This window comes from Streptomyces sp. NPDC029044 (assembly GCF_040637495.1).
Taxonomy (GTDB): domain Bacteria; phylum Actinomycetota; class Actinomycetes; order Streptomycetales; family Streptomycetaceae; genus Streptomyces.
Genome location: NZ_JBEZWN010000010.1, coordinates 155,041 through 173,949 on the forward strand (window position 1 = coordinate 155,041; position 18,909 = coordinate 173,949).

Genomic DNA, 18,909 nt, shown 5'->3' on the forward strand with positions numbered 1-18,909 from the left:
CCTCGTCTGTGACGTAGCCTTACCTCCGGTAACCTTACTCCAGAGTAAGCAAGTGTGAGCAGTCATCCGAGCTGGGAGTCACCATGGCCGACCGCTATCTGCGCTTTACCGGTACCGCGCCCGGCCGCTTCCTCACCCGCCGGCTCGGCCTGCCCCAGCCGGCGGCGCTGACCCGCTGGTCCCCCGAGCGGCCCGCCCTGGACGGCGGCCTGCTGCACCTGACCGCGGGCCGGTCCGCCCTCGCCCTGGCACCGGTCCTGGCCCGTACCGGGATCGGCCCGGCCGGCTCCGGTCGGGCGGCGGCCGTCGTCCTGGACGCGACCGGGGTGCGGGACGTGGAGGCCCTGGCCGAGGTGCATGCCGCCCTGCATCCCACCGTACGGTCGGTCACTCCGAGCGGGCGCGTGGTGGTGCTCGGAGCACCCCTCGACCCGGCCGACCACCACCAGGCCGCGGCCCAGCAGGCCCTGGAGGGGTTCACCCGCTCCCTCGGCAAGGAGATCGGCCGGGGCAGGACGGTGAACCTGGTCCGGCTCACGGACGCGGCCGCCGCGCAGTCCACGCTCCGTTTCCTGCTGTCGCCCAAGTCGGCCTACGTCACCGGGCAGGTGATCGAGGTGGGAGCCCCGCAGGAGACGACTCCGGCCGACGGGGACCGCCCCCTGGCCGGCCGCACCGCCCTCGTCACCGGCGCGGCCCGGGGCATCGGTGAGGCGGTCGCCGAGACCCTTGCGCGGGACGGTGCCCGGGTCGTCGTCCTCGACGTGCCCCAGGCCGGGCAGGACGCCCGGCGGGTCGCCGAGCGGCTCGGCGGCACCGCGCTGCTGCTCGACATGACGGCCGCCGACGCGGGCGCGCGGATCGCCGAGGCCCTGCCCGACGGCCTGGACCTGCTGATCCACAACGCGGGCATCACCCGCGACCGGCGCCTGGTGAACATGCCGTCCGAACGCTGGATCTCCGTCCTCGAAGTGAACCTGGCGAGCGTGCTGCGCACCACCGACGCCCTGCTCAAGGACGGGACGCTGCGGCGTGGCGGCCGGATCGTCGCCACCGCCTCGATCGCGGGGCTCGCGGGCAACGCCGGTCAGACCAACTACGGGGCGAGCAAGGCGGGCGTCGCCGGCCTGGTCCGCTCCCTCGCGCCGCGCGCGCTGGCAGAGCACGGCGTGACGGTCAACGCGGTCGCGCCCGGCTTCATCGAGACGAAGATGACGGCCGCCGTCCCGCTGTTCATCCGCGAGGCGGGCCGCCGGATGAACTCCCTCGCCCAGGGCGGCCTCCCGGTCGATGTCGCCGAGACCATCGCCTGGCTGGCCCACCCGGCCTCGGGCGCGGTCAACGGCCAGGTCGTCCGCGTCTGCGGCCAGAGCCTGCTGGGGGCGTGATGACCGGCCCCGACGCCCTCGTCCTCACCGGGCCCCCCGCCCTCGCCCCGCTCCTGGCCCGCGGCGCTCTGCTCTCGCCCTTCAAACGCCCCCGTTCCGACGCGGAGTTCCGCCGCACCCGGCTCGTCCTGCCGGACCTGCGCGTCGACCTCGCGCGGCTCGCGGCGTACGAGCGGGTCTGCGGGTTCCCCGTCGGGGAGGACGCGCTGCCGGTGACGTATCCGCAGGTGCTCGGATTCCCGCTGGCCATGCGGCTGATGAGCGACCGGGACTTCCCGCTGCCGCTGCTCGGCCTCGTCCACACGTCGATCACCGTCACCCGGCACGAGCGGATGTCGCCCGGCGGCAGCTACGAACTCTCCGTGCACGTCGAGGGGTTGGTCCCGCACCGGCGCGGCACGGAGGCCACGGTCGTCACCGAGGTGCGCCGCGGCGGTGCCGTCGTCTGGGAGTCGGGGAGCACGTACCTGGCCCGGCACCGCACGGACCGGCCGACCGCGGTGCCCCGCGAGCCGGAGGCGCGCACACCGCTGCCGCCGGTGGACGAGTGGCGGCTCGCCGCGGATGTCGGGCGCCGCTACGGGGCCGCCTCCGGGGACCGCAACCCGATCCATCTGCACCCGCTCACGGCCCGCGTGTTCGGCTTCCCCCGGGCCATCGCGCACGGCATGTGGACCGTGGCCCGCTGCCTCGCCGCGCACGGCGTCCCCCAGCACTGCCATCTGCGCGCGGAGTTCCGGGCACCGGTCCTGCTGCCCGGCACGGTGACGTACGCCGCGCAGGACGGCCGGTTCGAACTGCGCGGCCCGCAGGACCGGATCCACGTGACGGGGGACGTCTATCCGACGTGAGGGCCCGCCGGCTCCTCCGGGGGCGCCCAGAGCCGTCCCGCCATGAGGTCGCCCAGCCCGGCCCAGGCGAAGTTCATCAGGGTGGCCGCGGCCTGGCGGGCGGTGACGCCCGGGGTGGCGTTGGCCCAGGCGGCGAGCGACTCGGCGGCGCCGACCAGGGCCTCGGCGAGCCCGGCGACCTCGCGCTCCGGCAGATCGGGGTCGCGGTGGGCCTCGCGGGCACCGGCGAGGATCAGCTGGGTCACGAACGCGACGATCTCCTCGCGCATCGCGGTGACCTCGGCGGCGAACGGCTCGCCGTGGGTCCGGGCCTGGAGGTGCAGGACCGACCACGCGTCCGGGTTCTCGCCGGTGTGCGCGAAGAAGGCGCCGAGGCCTTCCCAGAGTTGCCGGTCGGCGGGCAGGTCGCGGCGGACCCCGGCCCGCACCGCCTCGACGAGGGCCCCCGCCTCCCGGCGGATGCAGGCGGTGAAGAGGTCTTCCTTCGAGTTGAGGTACAGGTACACCAACGGCTTGGACACACCGGCCAGTTCGGCGATCTCGTCCATCGACGCGGCCATGTAGCCGCGTTGGCCGAAGATCTGCACGGCGGCGTCCAGCATCTGCTGTTCACGGACCGCGCGCGGCATCCGCTTGGTCTTCACGGCACCCATACCGCTTAGCGTACGGGCCCCCTGGAGGGCCCTCGCCCGGTGAACCGGGGAAGGACCGCCCAGGGGGCCCGTTCAGCTCGTGACACCGGCCGGCCGTCAGGCGGTCGCGGGGACCGGCTCGGCCTTGTCGCGGGGCTCGTCGAGCGGCTCGTCCAGGGAGGAACCGTCGGCCGTGGCATAGGCGTCGCGGTCGAGCAGGTTCTCGCGGGCGGAGACCAGCACCGGGATCAGCGCCTGCCCGGCGACATTGGTCGCGGTGCGGATCATGTCCAGGATCGGGTCGATCGCGAGGAGCAGGCCCACGCCCTCCATCGGCAGGCCGAGGGTGGACAGGGTGAGGGTCAGCATGACCGTCGCGCCGGTGAGGCCGGCCGTGGCGGCGGAGCCGACCACCGAGACGAACGCGATCAGCAGGTAGTCGCCGACGCCCAGCTGGATGTCGAAGATCTGCGCGACGAAGATCGCGGCGATGGCCGGGTAGACCGCGGCGCAGCCGTCCATCTTGGTCGTCGCGCCGAACGGCACCGCGAAGGAGGCGTACTCCTTCGGCACGCCGAGCCGCTCGGTGACCTTCTGCGTCAGCGGCATGGTGCCCACGGAGGAGCGGGAGACGAACGCCAGCTGGATCGCGGGCCAGGCGCCCTTGAAGAACTGGACCGGGTTGGTCTTGGCGACGGTCGCGAGCAGCGTCGGGTAGACGCCGAACATCACGATGAGGCAGCCGATGTAGATGTCGGCGGTGAACGTCGCGTACTTGCCGATCAGGTCCCAGCCGTAGGTGGCGATGGCGTGGCCGATGAGGCCGATCGTGCCGAGCGGGGCGAGCCGGATGACCCACCACAGCGCCTTCTGGAGCAGGCTGAGGACGGACTCGCTCAGGGTGAGGATCGGCTGGGCCTTCTCGCCGAGCTGGAGTGCGGCGATACCGGCGACGGCGGCCATGAAGACGATCTGGAGCACGTTCAGCTCGGTGAACGGCGTGATGACGTCGGTCGGGACGATGCCGGTCAGGAAGTCGATCCAGGAACCGGTGGTCTCGGGCTTCGCGCCGTCCTTGGGCGTGAGGCCGGTACCGGCGCCCGGGTTGGTGACCAGGCCGATGATCAGGCCGATGCTCACCGCGATCAGCGACGTGATCATGAACCAGAGGAGGGTGCGCGAGGCCAGGCGGGCCGCGTTGTTGACCTTCCGCAGGTTGGTGATCGAGACCAGGATCGCGAAGAAGACGAGCGGGGCGACGGCCAGCTTCAGCAGGCCGATGAAGGTGTCGCCGACCTTCTCCAGGGTCGTGACCAGCCAGGAAAGATCCTGGTTGCGGGCGAGCCAGCCGAGGAACACACCCAGGACGAGACCGGCGAGTATCTGGGCCCAGAAGGGCACCTTGAAGAATTTCAGACGTGAGGACACGGACTGACTCCGTTGGGGGACGCGAGGGGGAACTGACGTGGGAGACGACGGGGGTTGCGTTACGTCAGGGACGACAGAAAGCGGACGCGCACCGACAGAGATCCACGTGCAGCCGCGCCACGAGCGGAGCGCTCAGAGGCGAGTGGGGCGCGACTGCTGACTTCATACAACGACCTTAACACCTGAACTTTAGGCACCCCAAAGCCTGGCTTTGACAGGTGACGACGCACACACACCCATACAACGCAAAGCGCCCCGTTTCCGAGCATGTACGGAAACGGGGCGCCGGAACGCGTGTGAGGGACCTTACGAGGTCTGCCCCTGGGCCCTGGCGGTGTCGTCGGCCACGTCCTCCTGGCTGCGGTTCGCGTCCAGGTTGGCCTTCATCCGGTCGACCCGCTGCGCGACCTGGACCGACGCCCGGTCCCGCTCCTTGCGCAGCACGACCAGACTGATCGGCGCGGAGACGATCAGGGCGAGGGCCACGATCCACAAGCCGTTGCTGCTGCCGAGCCCGCGCGGGGCGATCCCGGAGTAGACGGCGCCCCAGACGACCACGAGGCAGCCCACGAAGATTCCGAGGCGCATCAGCGTGTAGCGGAGCATCTCAATCCACTCTTCCGGTTCGAACGGTCGGAACGCACCCAAAGGGGCACCGTCCAGTGAAGCACGCCGAGGGGCCGATCTTGCACGGGGGTTGTGAACTGCTGGCGGCTGACTGTGCATAGGCGTGTTCAGGTGCGCATGAGTGAGTGTCCGGGCTGCGGACGGTGCGACCTCCTGCGCGTGAACGACAGTTCCCCTGTCGAATGCGTGACCTTCTCGGATGGGGGTCGTTGAACGCGCTGAGGGATGGGTCAACCGGCGCGGGACGGGGGTGAGGGGTTTGAGCGGCCTGCGCAAGATCGGAGCGCCGTTCGTGGTGCCCGGCCCTTCCGGGATCGCGGTCCGTGACCGGCTCAAGCACCTGAGTGCCGAGGACGAACGCGTGCTGCGCCTGGTGGGTGACCATCTGGGCACGGTGGCCTCGCGGGATCTGAAGGCGCGTTGCGTGGCCGGCTTGGAGCACGACGCCGAGCTGTGGGCCGAGCGCAAGCGGGCCCTGACGGTGGAGTCGTCCTCCCGTTGGGCGGGCAGCATCACGAAGGCCTCCCATGATCAGTGGGCGCTGGCCCGACGTGGTCAGCTCGCACACATCCAGAGCCTGGATGCGGGGGTGCGCACGATCGCGCACCGGCTGTCCCTGCCGGTCGGCCAGGCGGGCCGCGGACGGGCTCCGGGCGGCTACCGCAGCAGGCGGGAGTGGTTTGCCAAAACGCGCCGCCTGCACGTGCTGACCGACAGGCTCGACGCGGCGCGGTCGGACTGGGAGGCCGGGCGCGTGGGTGTGGTGCGGGGCGGGAAGCGGCTGCTGAACACTCGCCATCACCTGGAGACCGCGCAGCTGAGCGAGGAGCAGTGGCGTGCGCGGTGGCGGGCCGGGCGCCGGTTCCTTACGGCTGATGGCGAGTCGGGGAAGCGGTTCGGCAACGAGACGATCCGCGTCACGCCAGACGGCGAGGTTTCGATCAAGCTTCCCGCGCCGTTGGCGTATCTGGCGAACGCCCCGCACGGCCGGTATGTGCTCGCCTCGACGGTGGCGTTCGCGCATCGCGGTGCGCAGTGGGCCGACCGCATCCAGGCCAACCGGGCCGTCGCCTACCGCATCCACGAAGACACCATCCGCGGGCGCTGGTACCTGACCGCGTCCTGGACGAATTCCCCGGTCAAGACCGTGCCCCTGGCCACGGCCCGCACCCGCGGGCTGGTCGGCGTCGACACCAACGCCGACCACCTGGCCGCCTGGCGCCTGGACCCACACGGCAACCCCGTCGGCCAGCCCCTCCGCTTCGACTACGACCTGTCCGGCACCGCCGCCCATCGCGACGCCCAACTCCGCCACGCCCTGATCCGCCTGCTGCACTTCGCCAGGCGGCATGGCCTTGCGATCGCGGTCGAAGACCTCGCCTTCACCGCGGAGAAGACCCGCGAGAAGCACGGCCGCCGCAAAGGCTTCCGCAAGCTGATCTCCGGCATGCCCACCGCCCGGCTGCGGGCCCGGCTGGTGTCGATGGCGGCCGAACTCGGCATCACCATCGTCGCCGTCGACCCCGCCTACACCAGCCGCTGGGGCGCCCAGCACTGGCACAAACCCCTCACCAGCCCACACCGCAAACCCACCCGCCACGACGCGGCCGCCGTGGCGATCGGCAGGCGCGCCCTGGGGCACCCGATCAGGCGACGGACGGCACCGCCCCCTGCTCACCGGAGCGATGAGCAGGGGCATCGGACCGTCCAGGCCAGGTCTGGGATCCCGGGGCGTGAGGAACCCCGCCCCCGCATTCCCGGACCACGGACACGATCCGTGCACGCCGGACGCGAAGCGAAAGCGGGCAACCAGGACACCCAACACCGTTCGGGATGTCCGGCTGAGCATGAGCCCTGGCAACAGGACTCACTCCCGCTCAGTCTTTAGTAACGGTCAGACGAGGGGCAGCAGCATGATGACGTCCTCGCGGTCGTCCCCCGGTGCCACCCGGATCGCCCCGGGGATCCGCCCGACCTCCTTGTAGCCGCAGGCCTCGTAGAACCGCTCAAGGCCGAGTCCGCCGCGGCAGGTCAGCCGGATCGCCTCGATCCCGTCCATCACACGGGCCGTGTCCGCGGCGGCGCGCAGCAGCTCCCGGCCCCAGCCCTTGCCCTGGTGCCTCGGGTGCACCATCACCGTGTACAGCCACAGCCAGTGCGTCATCAGGTGGTGTGTGTTGAAGGTCAGGAAGGCGGTGGCCGCGACCCGCCCCTCCTCGTCGTGCCCGACGAGGAGCTTGACCCGGCCGTCCGCCATCGCGGCGAAGTGCTGCACCAGCGCGGGGCGGATCTCCTCCCGCGTCACCGGTGGCACGTACCCGACGGCCCCTCCGGCGTTGGAGACATCGGTCCACAGATCGAGCAGACCGTCACGCAGCTCGGGGGTGACGGCGGGTTCGAGCGTGAGGGTAAGGGGCATGTCGGAATGGTAGCTATTACGCCAGGGCGTCGGCCGCCACTTTCAGGTCCGACACCAGTCCCCGGTACGCCGCCTCCCGGTCGTCCGACCGCAGCACCGAGGAGGGATGCACGGTCGGCACCAGCCGCTCCGGCCGTCCGTGGATCTCCTCCTCCAGCACCGTCCCGCGCACCTGCGTGACCCGGAACGAGGACCCCAGCAGCGCCTTCCCGGCGGTGGCCCCCAGCACGACGATCAGCTCCGGCTCCACGACCGCGAGCTCCGCGGCCAGCCAGGGCCCGCACGCGGTCATCTCCCGCAGGCTGGGAGCCTTGTGGATCCGCCGCTTGCGGGGCTCGGCCTGCGTGAACTTGAAGTGCTTCACGGCGTTGGTGACATAGGCCTCGGAGGGGTCGATGCCGGCCTCCTCCAGGGCCCGGTCCAGCAGCTTCCCGGCGGGCCCGACGAACGGCTTCCCCTGCCGGTCCTCCTGGTCCCCGGGCTGCTCCCCCAGGAGCATGACCCGGGCGTCCGTGTCACCGGCCCCGAACACCGTCTGGGTGGCGTCCCGGTGCAGGGGACATCCCCGACAGTCCGCGGCGGCCCGCCGCAGGGCGGTGAGCCCGCCGCGACCGGGAAGAAAGGGCTCAGCGGTATAGGCATCCTCAGGTGCCGAGGTCCTGACCATGCCCTGCGAGTACCCCACCCAGGGGCGCGGGGAACTGCGCGACCAGCCCCCACGCACCGAAAGCCGCAATCACACCCGCATGGGCTGCGGCGATTCGCGACGCTCCGGGTCAGGACCCTCGTACTCACGGATGATCTCGTACCTGGTGTTCCGCTCCACCGGCCGGAACCCGGCATCCCGGATCAGATCGAGCAGATCCTCACGCGTCAGCTTGTTCGGCGTCCCGTAGTTGTCCGCGTCATGCGTGATCTTGTACTCGACGACCGACCCGTCCATGTCGTCCGCACCGTGCTGAAGCGCGAGCTGAGCCGTCTGCACCCCGTGCATCACCCAGAACACCTTCACGTGCGGCACGTTGTCGAACAGCAGCCGCGACACCGCGAAGGTCTTCAGCGCCTCCGCCCCCGTCGCCATCTGCGTCCGCGCCTGGAGGCGATTGCGCACCTTGCCGTCCTGCATGTCGACGAAGTCGTGCTGGTACCGCAGCGGGATGAAGACCTGGAAGCCACCGGTCTCGTCCTGGAGCTCACGCAGCCGCAGCACGTGGTCCACGCGGTGCCGCGGCTCCTCGATGTGCCCGTACAGCATCGTGCACGGGGTCTTCAGGCCCTTCTCGTGCGCGAGCCGGTGGATCCGGGACCAGTCCTCCCAGTGGGTGCGGTGGTCCACGATGTGCTGCCGGACCTCCCAGTCGAAGATCTCGGCGCCACCACCGGTGAGGGACTCCAGGCCGGCGTCGATCAGCTCGTCGAGGATCTCCGAGGCGCTCATCCCCGAGATGGTCTCGAAGTGGTGGATCTCCGTGGCCGTGAACGCCTTCAGCGACACGTCCGGCAGCGCCGCCTTCAGCTCCCGCAGCGACCGCGGGTAGTACCGCCACGGCAGGTTCGGGTGCAGCCCGTTGACGATGTGCAGCTCGGTGAGGTTCTCCGACTCCATCGCCTTCGCGAGCTTCACGGCCTCCTCGATGCGCATCGTGTACGCGTCCTTCTCCCCCGGCTTGCGCTGGAAGGAGCAGTACGCGCAGGAGGCCGTGCACACGTTCGTCATGTTGAGGTGCCGGTTGACGTTGAAGTGCACGACGTCGCCGTTCTTGCGGGTGCGCACCTCGTGCGCGAGGCCGCCGAGCCAGGCCAGGTCGTCCGACTCGTACAGCGCGATGCCGTCCTCACGGGTCAGGCGGACACCCGCCCTGACCTTCTCCTCCAGCTCGCGCTTGAGCCCGAGATCCATGCCCACACCTTTCTACGACGACGTCCCAACCGTACGGCTACCGCTCTACTCCTCTTCGGGCAGCTCCCCGACCCGGTTCTCCCACTTCGTGGAGAGCACGATCGTCGTCCGCGTGCGGGAGACGCCCTCGATCCCGCTGAGCCGCCGGATCATCTTCTCCAGACCGTCGACGTCCGCCGCCCGCACCTTGAGCATGTACGAGTCGTCGCCCGCGATGAACCAGCAGTCCTCGATCTCCGAGAGGTCCTTCAGCCGCTGCGCCACGTCCTCGTGGTCGGTGGCGTCGGACAGTGAGATGCCGATCAGGGCGGTGACGCCGAGGCCGAGCGAGGCGGCGTCGACGGTGGCCCGGTAGCCGGTGATGACCCCGGCGGCCTCCAGCCGGTTGATGCGGTCGGTGACACTGGGTCCCGACAGTCCGACGAGGCGTCCCAGCTCCGCGTAGGAGGCCCGGCCGTTCTCCCTCAGGGCCTGGATGAGCTGCCTGTCCACCGCGTCCATTGCGATCGAAGCCTTCCGCTGAAGTTGTCGTTGAGTCCGATGAGGTTCGGGTGCTGCTCAGCCGTCGCGGTGCGCTCCGCCGCCGAGTTCACCTTGCCAACGGCGGTAGAGCCGGTGCGGCACGCCCGCAGCGTCGAGTACGCGTCCGGCGACGAAGTCCACCAGGTCCTGGATGTGTGTCGCGCCCGCGTAGAAGGCGGGTGAGGCGGGCACGACCGTCGCACCCGCGTCGTCGAGGGTGACCAGGTGGCGCAGGGTCTGGCCGTTCAGCGGGGTCTCGCGCACGGCCACGATCAGCTTGCGCCCCTCCTTGAGGGTGACGCTCGCCGCCCGCTGGAGCAGGTCCTTCGACAGGCCGAGCGCGACCCCGGCCACGCTCGCCGTCGAGGCGGGCACGATGAGCATGCCCTTGGTGGGGTACGACCCCGAGGAGGGCCCGGCGGCCAGGTCGCCGGCGCTCCAGTGCCGTACGGCGCCGATGTCGACGGCGAAGGTGTCCGGCTTGCCGTCGGCGCCCCGGGACAGCCATTCCCGCAGGTCGGCCTGCCAGTGGGCGTCCCGGAAGGAGATCCCGGTCTCGTCCAGCAGGGTCAGCCGGGACGCCCGGGACACCACGAGATCGACGCTCTCGCCGGCGTCCAGAAGAGCCCGCAGCACGGCAGCGGCATACGGGGTGCCGGAAGCCCCGGACACCCCTACGATCCAAGGCGTACGCGGCATCTCGCCTGGCTTGACTGGGTTCACAACACCGAGCCTATCCGGCGCCGCAGGGTGGGAACCGGCCAAGGGGTGCGGGCCGTTGCACGGAGGGGACGAGCGAGCACTGGGGGTCGCCATGTCGGATACGCGCGCCGGGTGGTCGAACAGCGACCGTGCGCTGGCCGCGGGCAAGCTGATGCTCGCCTGGGTCGCGCTGCTGTGGCTGCTGGAAGTGGTCGACGTGGCGACGGGCCACGCGCTGGACGGCTTCGGCGTCAGCCCGCGTGATCCGTCCGAGCTGGTCGATGTCGTCCCCTCGTCCTTCATCCACTTCGGCTTCGCCCATCTGGCGGCGAACACCGTGCCGCTGCTGCTCCTGGGCTTCCTCGCCGCGCTCGCCGGCCTGCGCCGGTTCCTGCTCGTCTGCGCGCTGATCATCGTCGTCGACGGCCTGGGCGTCTGGCTCATAGCCCCGGACCGCACCAACACCGCGGGCGCCTCCGGCGTGATCTTCGGCCTCTTCGGCTTCCTTCTGGTCAGCGGCTTCGTCGAGCGCCGTCCCTGGGGCGTCCTGGCGGGCGTCCTGGTCGCCGCGGTCTGGGGCGGCTCGATCCTGGCGGGCCTGGCCCCGACGCAGACGGGCGTCAGCTGGCAGGGCCACCTGCTGGGCCTGCTGGCGGGGGTGGCGGCGGCGTACGTGTTCCGCCGCCCGGTTGAGACTCCGGGGTCCGTCAGACCGATGCCGTGACCGAAATTGCATGTCCGAAAAAAATCCCCTAATCGGACGGATGTTCGTGATAGGTTCACGTCAAGTAATCGCAAAGTGGCAAAAATTGCTTCGTTGCGATCACGTGACAACTGAACCAGGGGGAAGTAGTTGCGTCAGAACATGGGGGAAAACCGGCGTCGTCTCGCTGTCGTCGCCGCGGTTTCGGCGCTGACGGGTTCGCTCGTCCTCGTTCCGCAGGCCATGGCGGCGGAATCCGGGAGCGCGCCGGAGCAGTCGGTCTTCTTGAACTCCGAGAGCGGTACGGGCGTTGACCGGCCCGTCCTCGACGGAATCAAGCAGACCGCGGAAGAGCAGGGGATATCCCTGGACAAGGCTTTGGATTCCTATCTCGCCAAGGCCGCGTCCGCCACGGAACCCGCGCCGGAAAGCCAGCCCGACGGACCGGTGGACACGCCGGACGTCATGGTGGACGACCTGACCGCGGGAGAGCTGGAGGACATCCAGGCCATGGCGGCGGAGGGCGAAATTCCGCTCGCGGCCGCCATCGACCAGCACGGATGGCAGGATCAGTTCACCGAGATCGCCGAAAAGCTGGAGACGTCCTACCCGGGTGAGTTCGCCGGCGCGGAGAAGACCGCGGAGGGCGCATGGTTCGCCTTCAAGGGTGAGGCTCCCGCCGAGGCGTTGAAGCTCGCCGACGGGCTGCCGGCCGCCGCCGAGGTGGTCAGCAACCGGGGCTTCTCCGAGGCCGAACTCGCAGCGGCCCAGGAGAGCGCCCACACGGACGCCCTCACCCAGCGGGACGTCGACCAGGCGATCAGCTACTACGACGTCAGGGCGGGCGAGGTCACGGTCCAGGTCCAACTGGACCCGGCGGCCCCGAAGAGTGCCGCGCGTTCGGCCGCGCTGCGTGAGCGCGTCGCCTCCACCGTCGACACCGACGGGATCCGGGTCACGGTGAAGGTGGTGGACAACGCCTCCTACGAGAAGCAGGACGGATACATCCGGGGAGGCGGCTATCTGTCCGTCGGCTGTACGGCCGGGTTCAACCTGAAGGCGATATCCAGCAACACCAAGCGGCTCGGCACGGCCGGGCACTGCACGGAGGGCGCCTCCCAGACGTACTCCAACCACAGCACCCACGGCGGCTCCACCGGCGTCAAGACGGTCTGGAGCCACCAGGGCGGAAACGGCGATCTCGGCTACACCACCAAGGGCAACAAGGCCAGCACCCGGACCTTCTACCAGAAGACCAACAGCGCCCGGTATGCGGACTCGCGCGGCGCCATGCCGGCCGTGGGCACCTCGATCTGCAAGTTCGGCAGAACGTCGGGGAAGACGTGCAGCACCGTCAAGTACCGCAATGTGACGGTCGGAAATCTCAAGCACATGGTCGTCATGAAGGGAAGCGCCTGCAAGCCCGGCGACAGCGGCGGCCCCTGGTACTACGGCGGAACCGCCTACGGCATTCACACCGGACTCGTCAATGACGGCGGTACGCAGCGGTGCCTGTTCACTCCGGCATACCTCTTCCAGAACCGCGGATACGACGTGTGGACGCGGTAGTTGACGAATGAGATGATCGGGACGGGGAGTCATAACCCGTCCCGATCATGTGCGTGAAAAGGTTGCCCTGATGAAGTCGATGAAGGCCGTTCTCTTCCTTTCCGTGGGCGTGCTGGCCATTTCGGCCTGCGGCAGCTCCGGCGGGAGTGCGGAACCGGTGAAATCAGCCACCGAAAGCACAGAGCGGGTTTCCATCCCCAGTGACGAAAAGCTGTCTTTCGTCGATTCCGACCCGAAGATCATCGTTCACGATCTGGCGGTGTCTCCGGGGATGGCCGTGAGCGGGCGCCTCGCCTACAAGGCGGACAGCAAGTGTCTCGTGGTGAGCGGCAAACGTGCGGAAGAGGCGTTCACCGCCACGCCGGTCTGGCCCAAGGGCGCCGAGCCGGTCCTGAACGGCGGCAAACGGGGCGTGCGGGTGCCTGGCTTCGGAACCGTCCTGGAAGGCGACACCGTCCACGCCGGCGGCAGCTACTGGAAGGCCGACGACGAGAGGGCGCGCGCCTCCGGCATCGACCCCGCCTGCCGCGCCGAGGACGGGTTCATCGTCTTCGGCGCGGGCTCCTTCACGAAGTGAGCCGCGACCGCTGATCAGACGGTCAGCCCCCGCACCAGCAGATCCAGCAGCGCGCACCCGAACAGCGCGATGCCGATGAAGCCGTTGACGCTGAAGAAGGCGCGGTTCACCCGGGAGAGGTCGTGGGGGCGCACGATCGAGTGCTCGTAGAGGAAGGCGCCGGCGACGATCAGCAGGCCCAGCCAGAAGAAGGCGCCGGCGTCGGTGGCGAGGCCGTACCAGACGAACAGGGCCGTGGTGAGGGCGTGGCAGACACGGGCGCCCCAGATCGCCGACGGGATGCCGAACCGCGCCGGGACGGACATGACGCCGATCTCGCGGTCGGTCTCCACGTCCTGGCACGCGTAGATCAGGTCGAAGCCGCCGATCCAGATCCCGACGGCGAGACCGAGGATCACCGCGTCCCAGGACCAGGAGCCGGTGATCGCCAGCCAGCCGCCGACCGGGCCCATGGCCTGGGCGAGTCCGAGGATGGCCTGCGGGAAGTTCGTGAACCGCTTGCCGTACGGGTAGACCACCATCGGGATCACCGCGATGGGGGCCAGCGCCAGGCACAGCGGGTTGAGCAGGGCGGCCGCGCCGAGGAAGACGGCGAGGGCGATCAGCGCGCCCGTCCAGGCGTGCTTCACCGACATGGCGCCCGTCACCAGCTCACGCTGCGCCGTGCGCGGATTGCGGGCGTCGATCTCCCGGTCGATGATCCGGTTGACCGCCATCGCGAACGTGCGCAGCCCCACCATGCAGACGGTGACGAGCAGCAGCTTGCCCCAGTGGATGTTCTTGTCCCACTGGAACATCGCGGTGAGCGCGGCGATGTAGGCGAAGGGCAGCGCGAAGACCGAGTGCTCGATCATCACCAGCCGCAGGAACGCCTTGGTGCGTCCCGGCTGGGGGATGGCGGCGGAAGCGGAGGTCACAGCCCGTACTCCTTCCAGCGGCGGTCCACCTTCGCCGCCGTCTCCGGGTCCGACTCGACCATGTCCGGCCAGCCGCCGTCGCGGGTGTAGCCCTCCTCGGGCCACTTCTTCGTCGCGTCGATGCCGGCCTTGCCGCCCCAGAACTGCTGGTAAGAGGCGTGGTCGAGATGGTCGACGGGGCCCTCGACGATGCTCAGATCCCGGGCGTAGTCCGTGTTGCCCAGCGCCCGCCAGGCGACCTCGTGCAGATCGTGCACGTCGCAGTCGGAGTCGACGACCACGATCAGTTTGGTCAGCGACATCATGTGCGCGCCCCAGATGGCGTGCATGACCTTCTGCGCGTGCTTCGGGTACTTCTTGTCGATCGAGACGATCGCGCAGTTGTGGAAGCCGCCCGCCTCCGGCAGGTGGTAGTCCACGATGTCCGGCACGATGATCTTCAGCAGCGGCAGGAAGAAGCGTTCCGTCGCGCGGCCCAGCGGCCCGTCCTCCGTCGGCGGGCGGCCCACGACGATCGACTGGAGCAGCGGCCGCTTCCGCATCGTGATGCAGTCGATCTTCAGCGCGGGGAAGGGCTCCTGCGGCGTGTAGAAGCCGGTGTGGTCGCCGAAGGGCCCCTCGGGCAGCATCTCGCCCGGCTCCAGCCAGCCCTCGATCACGACCTCGGCCTGCGCCGGCACCTGGAGCGGCACGGTCTTGCAGTCGACCATCTCGATCCGCTTGCCCGCGAGGAACCCGGCGAACAGGTACTCGTCGATGTCCCCGGGCAGCGGGGCGGTGGAGGCGTACGTCACGGCGGGCGGGCACCCGAAGGCGATCGCGACGGGCAGCCGCTCACCCCTGCGCGCGGCCACCTGGTAGTGGTTCCGGCTGTCCTTGTGGATCTGCCAGTGCATGCCGATGGTGCGCTTGTCGTGCCGCTGGAGCCGGTACAGCCCGAGGTTGCGGACGCCGCTCTCCGGGTCCTTGGTGTGGGTCAGCCCCAGGTTGAAGAACGACCCGCCGTCCTTCGGCCAGGTGAAGAGAGCCGGCAGCCGGTCGAGGTCGACGTCGTCCCCGGTCAGGACGACCTCGTGGACCGGGCCGTCCTTCACCTTCTTCGGCGGCACGTGCGTCATCGCGCCGAGCTTGCCGAAGGCCTCCCGGACGCCGACGAAGCCGTGCGGCAGCTCGGGCTTCAGCAGCCCGCCGATCCGCTCGGTGATCTCGGCGTAGGACTTCAGGCCCAGGGCCTTCAGCAGCCGCCGGTCCGTGCCGAACACGTTCATCGCGAGGGGCATGCTCGACCCGCGCACGTTCTCGAAGAGCAGGGCGGGGCCGCCGGACTTCTGCACCCGGTCGACGATCTCCCCGACCTCCAGGTACGGGTCCACCTCGGCCTTGATGCGCTTGAGGTCGCCCTCGCGCTCCAGCGCCCTGAGCAGGGAGCGAAGATCGTCGTAAGCCATGGGGTCAAGTATCCCCGAGCCGCTACCCTGGCCTGGAACCACCCACCCGATTCGCTGAGAGGCCGCATGCTCCGGGTACTGATGTTCCTCGTGCCGCTGGCGCTCAGCGTGTACGCGTTCATCGACTGCATCAGCACGAAGGACGACGAGATCCGCCACATGCCCAAGCCGCTGTGGGCGATCCTTGTCCTGCTGTTTCCGCTCGTCGGGTCGATCTCCTGGCTCATCGCCGGCAAGAAGCGCGTGCCGGCGGCGGAGCGTCCCCGGAAGTGGGTGGCGCCGGATGACAATCCCGACTTCCTGAAGTCGCTCGACCAGGACAAGGACGAGGACCCCAAGCGGGACGAGCCGTGATCGTCAGAGAGCGGCCGTGAACGCCGCCCAGGCGGACCGGGTGACGACCAGGACCGGCCCGTCAGGGTTCTTGCTGTCGCGGACGGGGACGGTTTCGGGGAAACCGGGGGCTATTTCTATGCAGTTGCCGCCGTTGGCGTCGCTGTAACTGCTCCTGATCCAGGTCAGCGAGTTCCCGTCCATGATGCGCGTACCTCTCCATCGTCTCGTAGATCAGAGCGGCGGACTGGGGAGCTGACAGGGCGTCCGCCCTGAGCACATCATAGGTGTGGCTATGGCGCGTCAAGAGGGTCGGATCGTCGTTGAAATGGCCGCGATCCAGCGATTCCGAGTAGACCCACTCGTGCCCGTCGGGCAGCTTGATCAGCGACATGGAACCACTGGGGCGAAACAGGCCGAGGCGTCGGGCAGGGGCGACCTGGATCCGGATGTTGGGCCGCCGTCCGACGTTGAGCAAGTGCGCGCACTGGTCCCTCATCACGCCCGGGCTGCCGATCATGTTGCGCAGGCAGCTCTCGTCGAGGACGACGATGTACAGCGGGCCGCCCTCTGCCAGGAAGCGCTGCTGACGGCTCAGTCGCGCCCGCACTCGCTCTTCCACCTCCGCACCGCTCACCAGCAGCGAGAACAGCGACTGCGCATAGTCCGCCGTCTGCAACAAACCCGGAATCACTCGCTCCTGGTACTCCCGGAGGGAGACGGCCACCTCGTCCATCTCCGCCCGCCGCCGGAACCAGTCGGGGTGCTCCACCTGCGGATACCAGTCGATCCGCGCCCACAGCCGCGCCAACACCCCACCCGTGCCCAACAGTTCGTCGCAGGTCTTGGCGAACGTGTCCTGCGGGACCCTCGTACCGCCCTCGACCCGCGCCACATGTGAGCGGTCGCACGGGATCTGTCTGGCCAGGCCCTCCTGCGTGAGCAGCGCGGCCTCACGGAAGTGCCGCAGGACCTCCCCGAATACCGCCGCCGTACTCGCCCCGCCGTTCTGTCGGCTCACGGCTCCCCCTCCGTGACAGTGCACCGGTGTCACACGCCAAGCATTGAACCGGACTGTTCCCGTGCGCAACGCTCGATACACCCAGAGTGACGGAGGTGCGCGAAATGGAACCGGGAACGCTCGTCTACGACCCGCAGACGTGCAAGGTCGGCCTGTACCAGGACAGGACCGGCCCGTACGTGATGCTGCGCCCGGTCGGCGGCGGCCGGGAATGGCAGGCGGACCCGGCGAGGATCCGCGAGGCGACACCGGAGGAGCGGCTCAGCGCGGGCGTGCGCGCGCTCAACGACCGTTCCAGGGAAGGGCTGTCGGCCGATCCGACCCGGCCGCCCTCCCCGGTGCCCGGGTGCGCGGGCTGTGCGGAGCTGGCGCTCCGGCGGGACCGCGCACGCGCGGCGTTCGACGGCAGTGCGGTGACCGACGCGAACGTGCTGCTGCGCCAGCACCAACGCGCGGAGCACGGTGGGGAGTCGAGCGGCCGCAGGATCTTCCGGTACGTGCCGTACACGATCGTGCAGGACGCGTCGGCGCTGCCCGAGTACGAGGCGTGCTGCGTCTCCGGTGAGGAGGAGGACTGCGGGGCGAGTTCGGGCCGGTGCCAGGGGCCCGGCGAGGTGGAGGAGTGGCAGCGCAGGCACACCCAGGAGACGAGGCACCTGCGCTACCGCCGCAGCTTCGCGGACTACGCCGTACTCGAACAGGTCAGGGCACGGTCGGCGATCAGGGATCCACGTATCTGAATTCCGGCCCGTAGGTCCTGCCGCTCCCGTCGGGCAGTGCGCGCTGCATCAGGAGCTGGGAGGGTTCCACGAGGAGACGCATCCGGGTCACGGCGGCCGAGAGGTTTCTCTGCATGTCGGCCGTCGCAGTGGCCTGCCAGGCCCGTTCGAGGAATCTCAGCATCTCGCTGTACTGGAGGTTGACGTCCACCAGCCGCTGCCTCGTCTCCTCATCCGGTGCCGGCAGGCCCCCGGTTTCCCAGCCGCCTGCCGGAACCGTCCCCATGGGAAGGGCGGAGGGCATGGGTATGGCGTCTCCGGCGAATTCCCACCGGTCGGGGTTCTCTGAGGTCCTGATCAGCCTGCGGCCGTGGAAGAGTTCGCGGAAGACATAGAAGTGGGCGAGTTCCCCCTGCTCTCCGGGGTGCGGATTGTCCGGCGAGGCCGCCGTGCCCTCGCCCTGTTCCTTGATGATGCCGATGGCCTTCTCGGCGTCGGCGAGCGAGGTGATCTCCAGCACGTCGTTGCCCTCGCCGTGGTGCGACATGAGCCGTCGTATCTGCTGGGTGCCGGTGATCAGCTCCGGGTGCTGCCGGAATGCCTCGCCGATCGCCGAGTAGAAGGCCCCGATGGACGTGTGCCCGCCGCTCTCCACCGTGACCGGGTCGTCGGGTTCCTCGATGCGGGAGAACAGATCCAGGGATTCCCTGGTCAGCCCGCTCAGGAAGACGGTCAGGTCCGGGCGCACGCCTCCGGGCAGCGGGCCCGGGTATTTCGGGGCCGTCCGGGCGTCGGCAAGGCGGGGCATGCCCCCGATCGTCGTCAGCAGATTTCCGGCGAGCCCCAGATGCGACATCTCGTCGAAGACGACGCGGCGGATGGCGTGGGCCACGTCGGACTCCTGGTCCTCGATGGACCACAGGGCGCACAGATACGGCGGAAGCGTCGAGAGCTCCAGCATGACGGCCTGCTGAAGTGCGTCCTTCAACCATTCGGAATCACGCTGACCCTCACGCGCGTCCATCAATTCGACGATTCTGCTGCTCCGATAGCTGACGGATGTCGCCATAGGAAGTCACTTCCCCGCCGCGCTCGTGCACCCTCAGAAGGCGCATCTGAGTTTCGCCTTTTTCCGACGCGAATCCCCGATATT

22 protein-coding genes are annotated in these 18,909 nt (G+C 69.5%); 8 read left to right on the top strand and 14 right to left on the bottom strand.

Annotation, left to right across the window (positions count from 1 at the left end; translation table 11 throughout):
- The first annotated feature begins 83 nt into the window (after window positions 1–83).
- Both AB0E85_RS12240 and AB0E85_RS12245 read left to right on the top strand, forming a co-directional pair.
- Window positions 84–1,388, top strand: a complete 1,305-nt coding sequence (locus tag AB0E85_RS12240; RefSeq protein ID WP_361925278.1) for a 3-oxoacyl-ACP reductase — start codon at window positions 84–86, stop codon at window positions 1,386–1,388.
- Window positions 1,388–2,239, top strand: coding sequence for a MaoC/PaaZ C-terminal domain-containing protein (locus AB0E85_RS12245; protein WP_361925280.1), 852 nt, complete (start codon window positions 1,388–1,390; stop codon window positions 2,237–2,239). The genes AB0E85_RS12240 and AB0E85_RS12245 overlap by 1 nt, the downstream gene beginning before the upstream one ends.
- Here the strand turns inward: AB0E85_RS12245 and AB0E85_RS12250 are convergent.
- The 4 genes from AB0E85_RS12250 to AB0E85_RS12265 form a co-directional block, all read right to left on the bottom strand.
- Window positions 2,227–2,892 (bottom strand): TetR/AcrR family transcriptional regulator, encoded by a 666-nt coding sequence (locus AB0E85_RS12250; RefSeq protein ID WP_361925282.1) that lies wholly within the window; start codon window positions 2,890–2,892, stop codon window positions 2,227–2,229. The genes AB0E85_RS12245 and AB0E85_RS12250 overlap by 13 nt on opposite strands.
- A gap of 96 nt (window positions 2,893–2,988) precedes the next feature.
- Complete coding sequence (locus AB0E85_RS12255) at window positions 2,989–4,299, bottom strand: dicarboxylate/amino acid:cation symporter (protein ID WP_361925284.1); 1,311 nt, start codon at window positions 4,297–4,299, stop codon at window positions 2,989–2,991.
- Between the two features lie 64 nt (window positions 4,300–4,363).
- Window positions 4,364–4,465: a putative leader peptide gene (locus tag AB0E85_RS12260; RefSeq protein WP_311774604.1), complete on the bottom strand. Its 102-nt coding sequence runs from the start codon at window positions 4,463–4,465 to the stop codon at window positions 4,364–4,366.
- 140 nt (window positions 4,466–4,605) lie between these two features.
- Window positions 4,606–4,905: a DUF4229 domain-containing protein gene (locus AB0E85_RS12265; protein WP_361925286.1), complete on the bottom strand. Its 300-nt coding sequence runs from the start codon at window positions 4,903–4,905 to the stop codon at window positions 4,606–4,608.
- A gap of 280 nt (window positions 4,906–5,185) precedes the next feature.
- On the opposite strand from AB0E85_RS12265, the gene AB0E85_RS12270 reads away from it, so the two are divergent.
- Window positions 5,186–6,814 (top strand): IS200/IS605 family accessory protein TnpB-related protein, encoded by a 1,629-nt coding sequence (locus AB0E85_RS12270; RefSeq protein ID WP_361925288.1) that lies wholly within the window; start codon window positions 5,186–5,188, stop codon window positions 6,812–6,814.
- Window positions 6,815–6,820: 6 nt separating this feature from the next.
- Here AB0E85_RS12270 and AB0E85_RS12275 read toward each other — a convergent pair whose 3' ends face one another.
- The 5 genes from AB0E85_RS12275 to AB0E85_RS12295 all read right to left on the bottom strand — a co-directional run bounded on the left by AB0E85_RS12275 (window position 6,821) and on the right by AB0E85_RS12295 (window position 10,466).
- The gene (locus tag AB0E85_RS12275) at window positions 6,821–7,345 is read right to left on the bottom strand and encodes a GNAT family N-acetyltransferase (RefSeq protein ID WP_361925290.1); all 525 of its coding nucleotides are present in this window, start codon (window positions 7,343–7,345) and stop codon (window positions 6,821–6,823) included.
- 16 nt (window positions 7,346–7,361) lie between these two features.
- Window positions 7,362–8,012 carry a UdgX family uracil-DNA binding protein gene (locus AB0E85_RS12280; protein WP_361925292.1) on the bottom strand — a complete coding sequence of 217 codons (651 nt, stop codon included), beginning with the start codon at window positions 8,010–8,012 and terminating at the stop codon, window positions 7,362–7,364.
- A 69-nt stretch (window positions 8,013–8,081) separates the two neighbouring features.
- Entirely contained in the window at window positions 8,082–9,245 is a 1,164-nt protein-coding gene (gene mqnE / locus AB0E85_RS12285; RefSeq protein WP_361925294.1) for an aminofutalosine synthase MqnE, read from the bottom strand.
- A gap of 45 nt (window positions 9,246–9,290) precedes the next feature.
- Window positions 9,291–9,746 carry an Lrp/AsnC family transcriptional regulator gene (locus AB0E85_RS12290; RefSeq protein ID WP_033314055.1) on the bottom strand — a complete coding sequence of 152 codons (456 nt, stop codon included), beginning with the start codon at window positions 9,744–9,746 and terminating at the stop codon, window positions 9,291–9,293.
- Window positions 9,747–9,803: 57 nt separating this feature from the next.
- Window positions 9,804–10,466 (bottom strand): UbiX family flavin prenyltransferase, encoded by a 663-nt coding sequence (locus AB0E85_RS12295; protein ID WP_361925297.1) that lies wholly within the window; start codon window positions 10,464–10,466, stop codon window positions 9,804–9,806.
- 115 nt (window positions 10,467–10,581) lie between these two features.
- On the opposite strand from AB0E85_RS12295, the gene AB0E85_RS12300 reads away from it, so the two are divergent.
- The 3 genes from AB0E85_RS12300 to AB0E85_RS12310 all read left to right on the top strand — a co-directional run bounded on the left by AB0E85_RS12300 (window position 10,582) and on the right by AB0E85_RS12310 (window position 13,318).
- Window positions 10,582–11,193: a rhomboid family intramembrane serine protease gene (locus AB0E85_RS12300; protein WP_361925299.1), complete on the top strand. Its 612-nt coding sequence runs from the start codon at window positions 10,582–10,584 to the stop codon at window positions 11,191–11,193.
- A gap of 141 nt (window positions 11,194–11,334) precedes the next feature.
- On the top strand, window positions 11,335–12,741 hold the full coding sequence (locus AB0E85_RS12305) for a S1 family peptidase (protein ID WP_361925301.1): 1,407 nt from the start codon (window positions 11,335–11,337) through the stop codon (window positions 12,739–12,741).
- Between the two features lie 70 nt (window positions 12,742–12,811).
- Window positions 12,812–13,318 (top strand): hypothetical protein, encoded by a 507-nt coding sequence (locus tag AB0E85_RS12310; protein ID WP_361925303.1) that lies wholly within the window; start codon window positions 12,812–12,814, stop codon window positions 13,316–13,318.
- A gap of 14 nt (window positions 13,319–13,332) precedes the next feature.
- Here the strand turns inward: AB0E85_RS12310 and mqnP are convergent, their stop codons facing one another.
- Both mqnP and AB0E85_RS12320 read right to left on the bottom strand, forming a co-directional pair.
- Window positions 13,333–14,235 carry a menaquinone biosynthesis prenyltransferase MqnP gene (gene mqnP, locus AB0E85_RS12315; RefSeq protein WP_361925305.1) on the bottom strand — a complete coding sequence of 301 codons (903 nt, stop codon included), beginning with the start codon at window positions 14,233–14,235 and terminating at the stop codon, window positions 13,333–13,335.
- The gene (locus AB0E85_RS12320; protein ID WP_361925307.1) at window positions 14,232–15,683 is read right to left on the bottom strand and encodes a menaquinone biosynthesis decarboxylase; all 1,452 of its coding nucleotides are present in this window, start codon (window positions 15,681–15,683) and stop codon (window positions 14,232–14,234) included. Before AB0E85_RS12320 ends, mqnP begins: the two co-directional genes overlap by 4 nt.
- Window positions 15,684–15,749: 66 nt before the next feature.
- On the opposite strand from AB0E85_RS12320, the gene AB0E85_RS12325 reads away from it, so the two are divergent.
- On the top strand, window positions 15,750–16,037 hold the full coding sequence (locus AB0E85_RS12325; RefSeq protein ID WP_033314049.1) for a PLD nuclease N-terminal domain-containing protein: 288 nt from the start codon (window positions 15,750–15,752) through the stop codon (window positions 16,035–16,037).
- 3 nt (window positions 16,038–16,040) lie between these two features.
- Here the strand turns inward: AB0E85_RS12325 and AB0E85_RS12330 are convergent, their stop codons facing one another.
- A complete protein-coding gene (locus AB0E85_RS12330) occupies window positions 16,041–16,151 on the bottom strand; it encodes a DUF397 domain-containing protein (RefSeq protein WP_361925358.1) in 111 nt (36 codons plus the stop codon).
- The gene (locus AB0E85_RS12335) at window positions 16,099–17,037 is read right to left on the bottom strand and encodes a helix-turn-helix transcriptional regulator (RefSeq protein ID WP_361925310.1); all 939 of its coding nucleotides are present in this window, start codon (window positions 17,035–17,037) and stop codon (window positions 16,099–16,101) included. Before AB0E85_RS12335 ends, AB0E85_RS12330 begins: the two co-directional genes overlap by 53 nt.
- Window positions 17,038–17,141: 104 nt before the next feature.
- On the opposite strand from AB0E85_RS12335, the gene AB0E85_RS12340 reads away from it, so the two are divergent.
- Window positions 17,142–17,777, top strand: coding sequence for a hypothetical protein (locus AB0E85_RS12340; RefSeq protein ID WP_361925312.1), 636 nt, complete (start codon window positions 17,142–17,144; stop codon window positions 17,775–17,777).
- Here AB0E85_RS12340 and AB0E85_RS12345 read toward each other — a convergent pair.
- Entirely contained in the window at window positions 17,758–18,744 is a 987-nt protein-coding gene (locus AB0E85_RS12345; RefSeq protein WP_361925314.1) for a ferritin-like protein, read from the bottom strand. The genes AB0E85_RS12340 and AB0E85_RS12345 overlap by 20 nt on opposite strands.
- Window positions 18,745–18,909 lie beyond the last annotated feature (165 nt).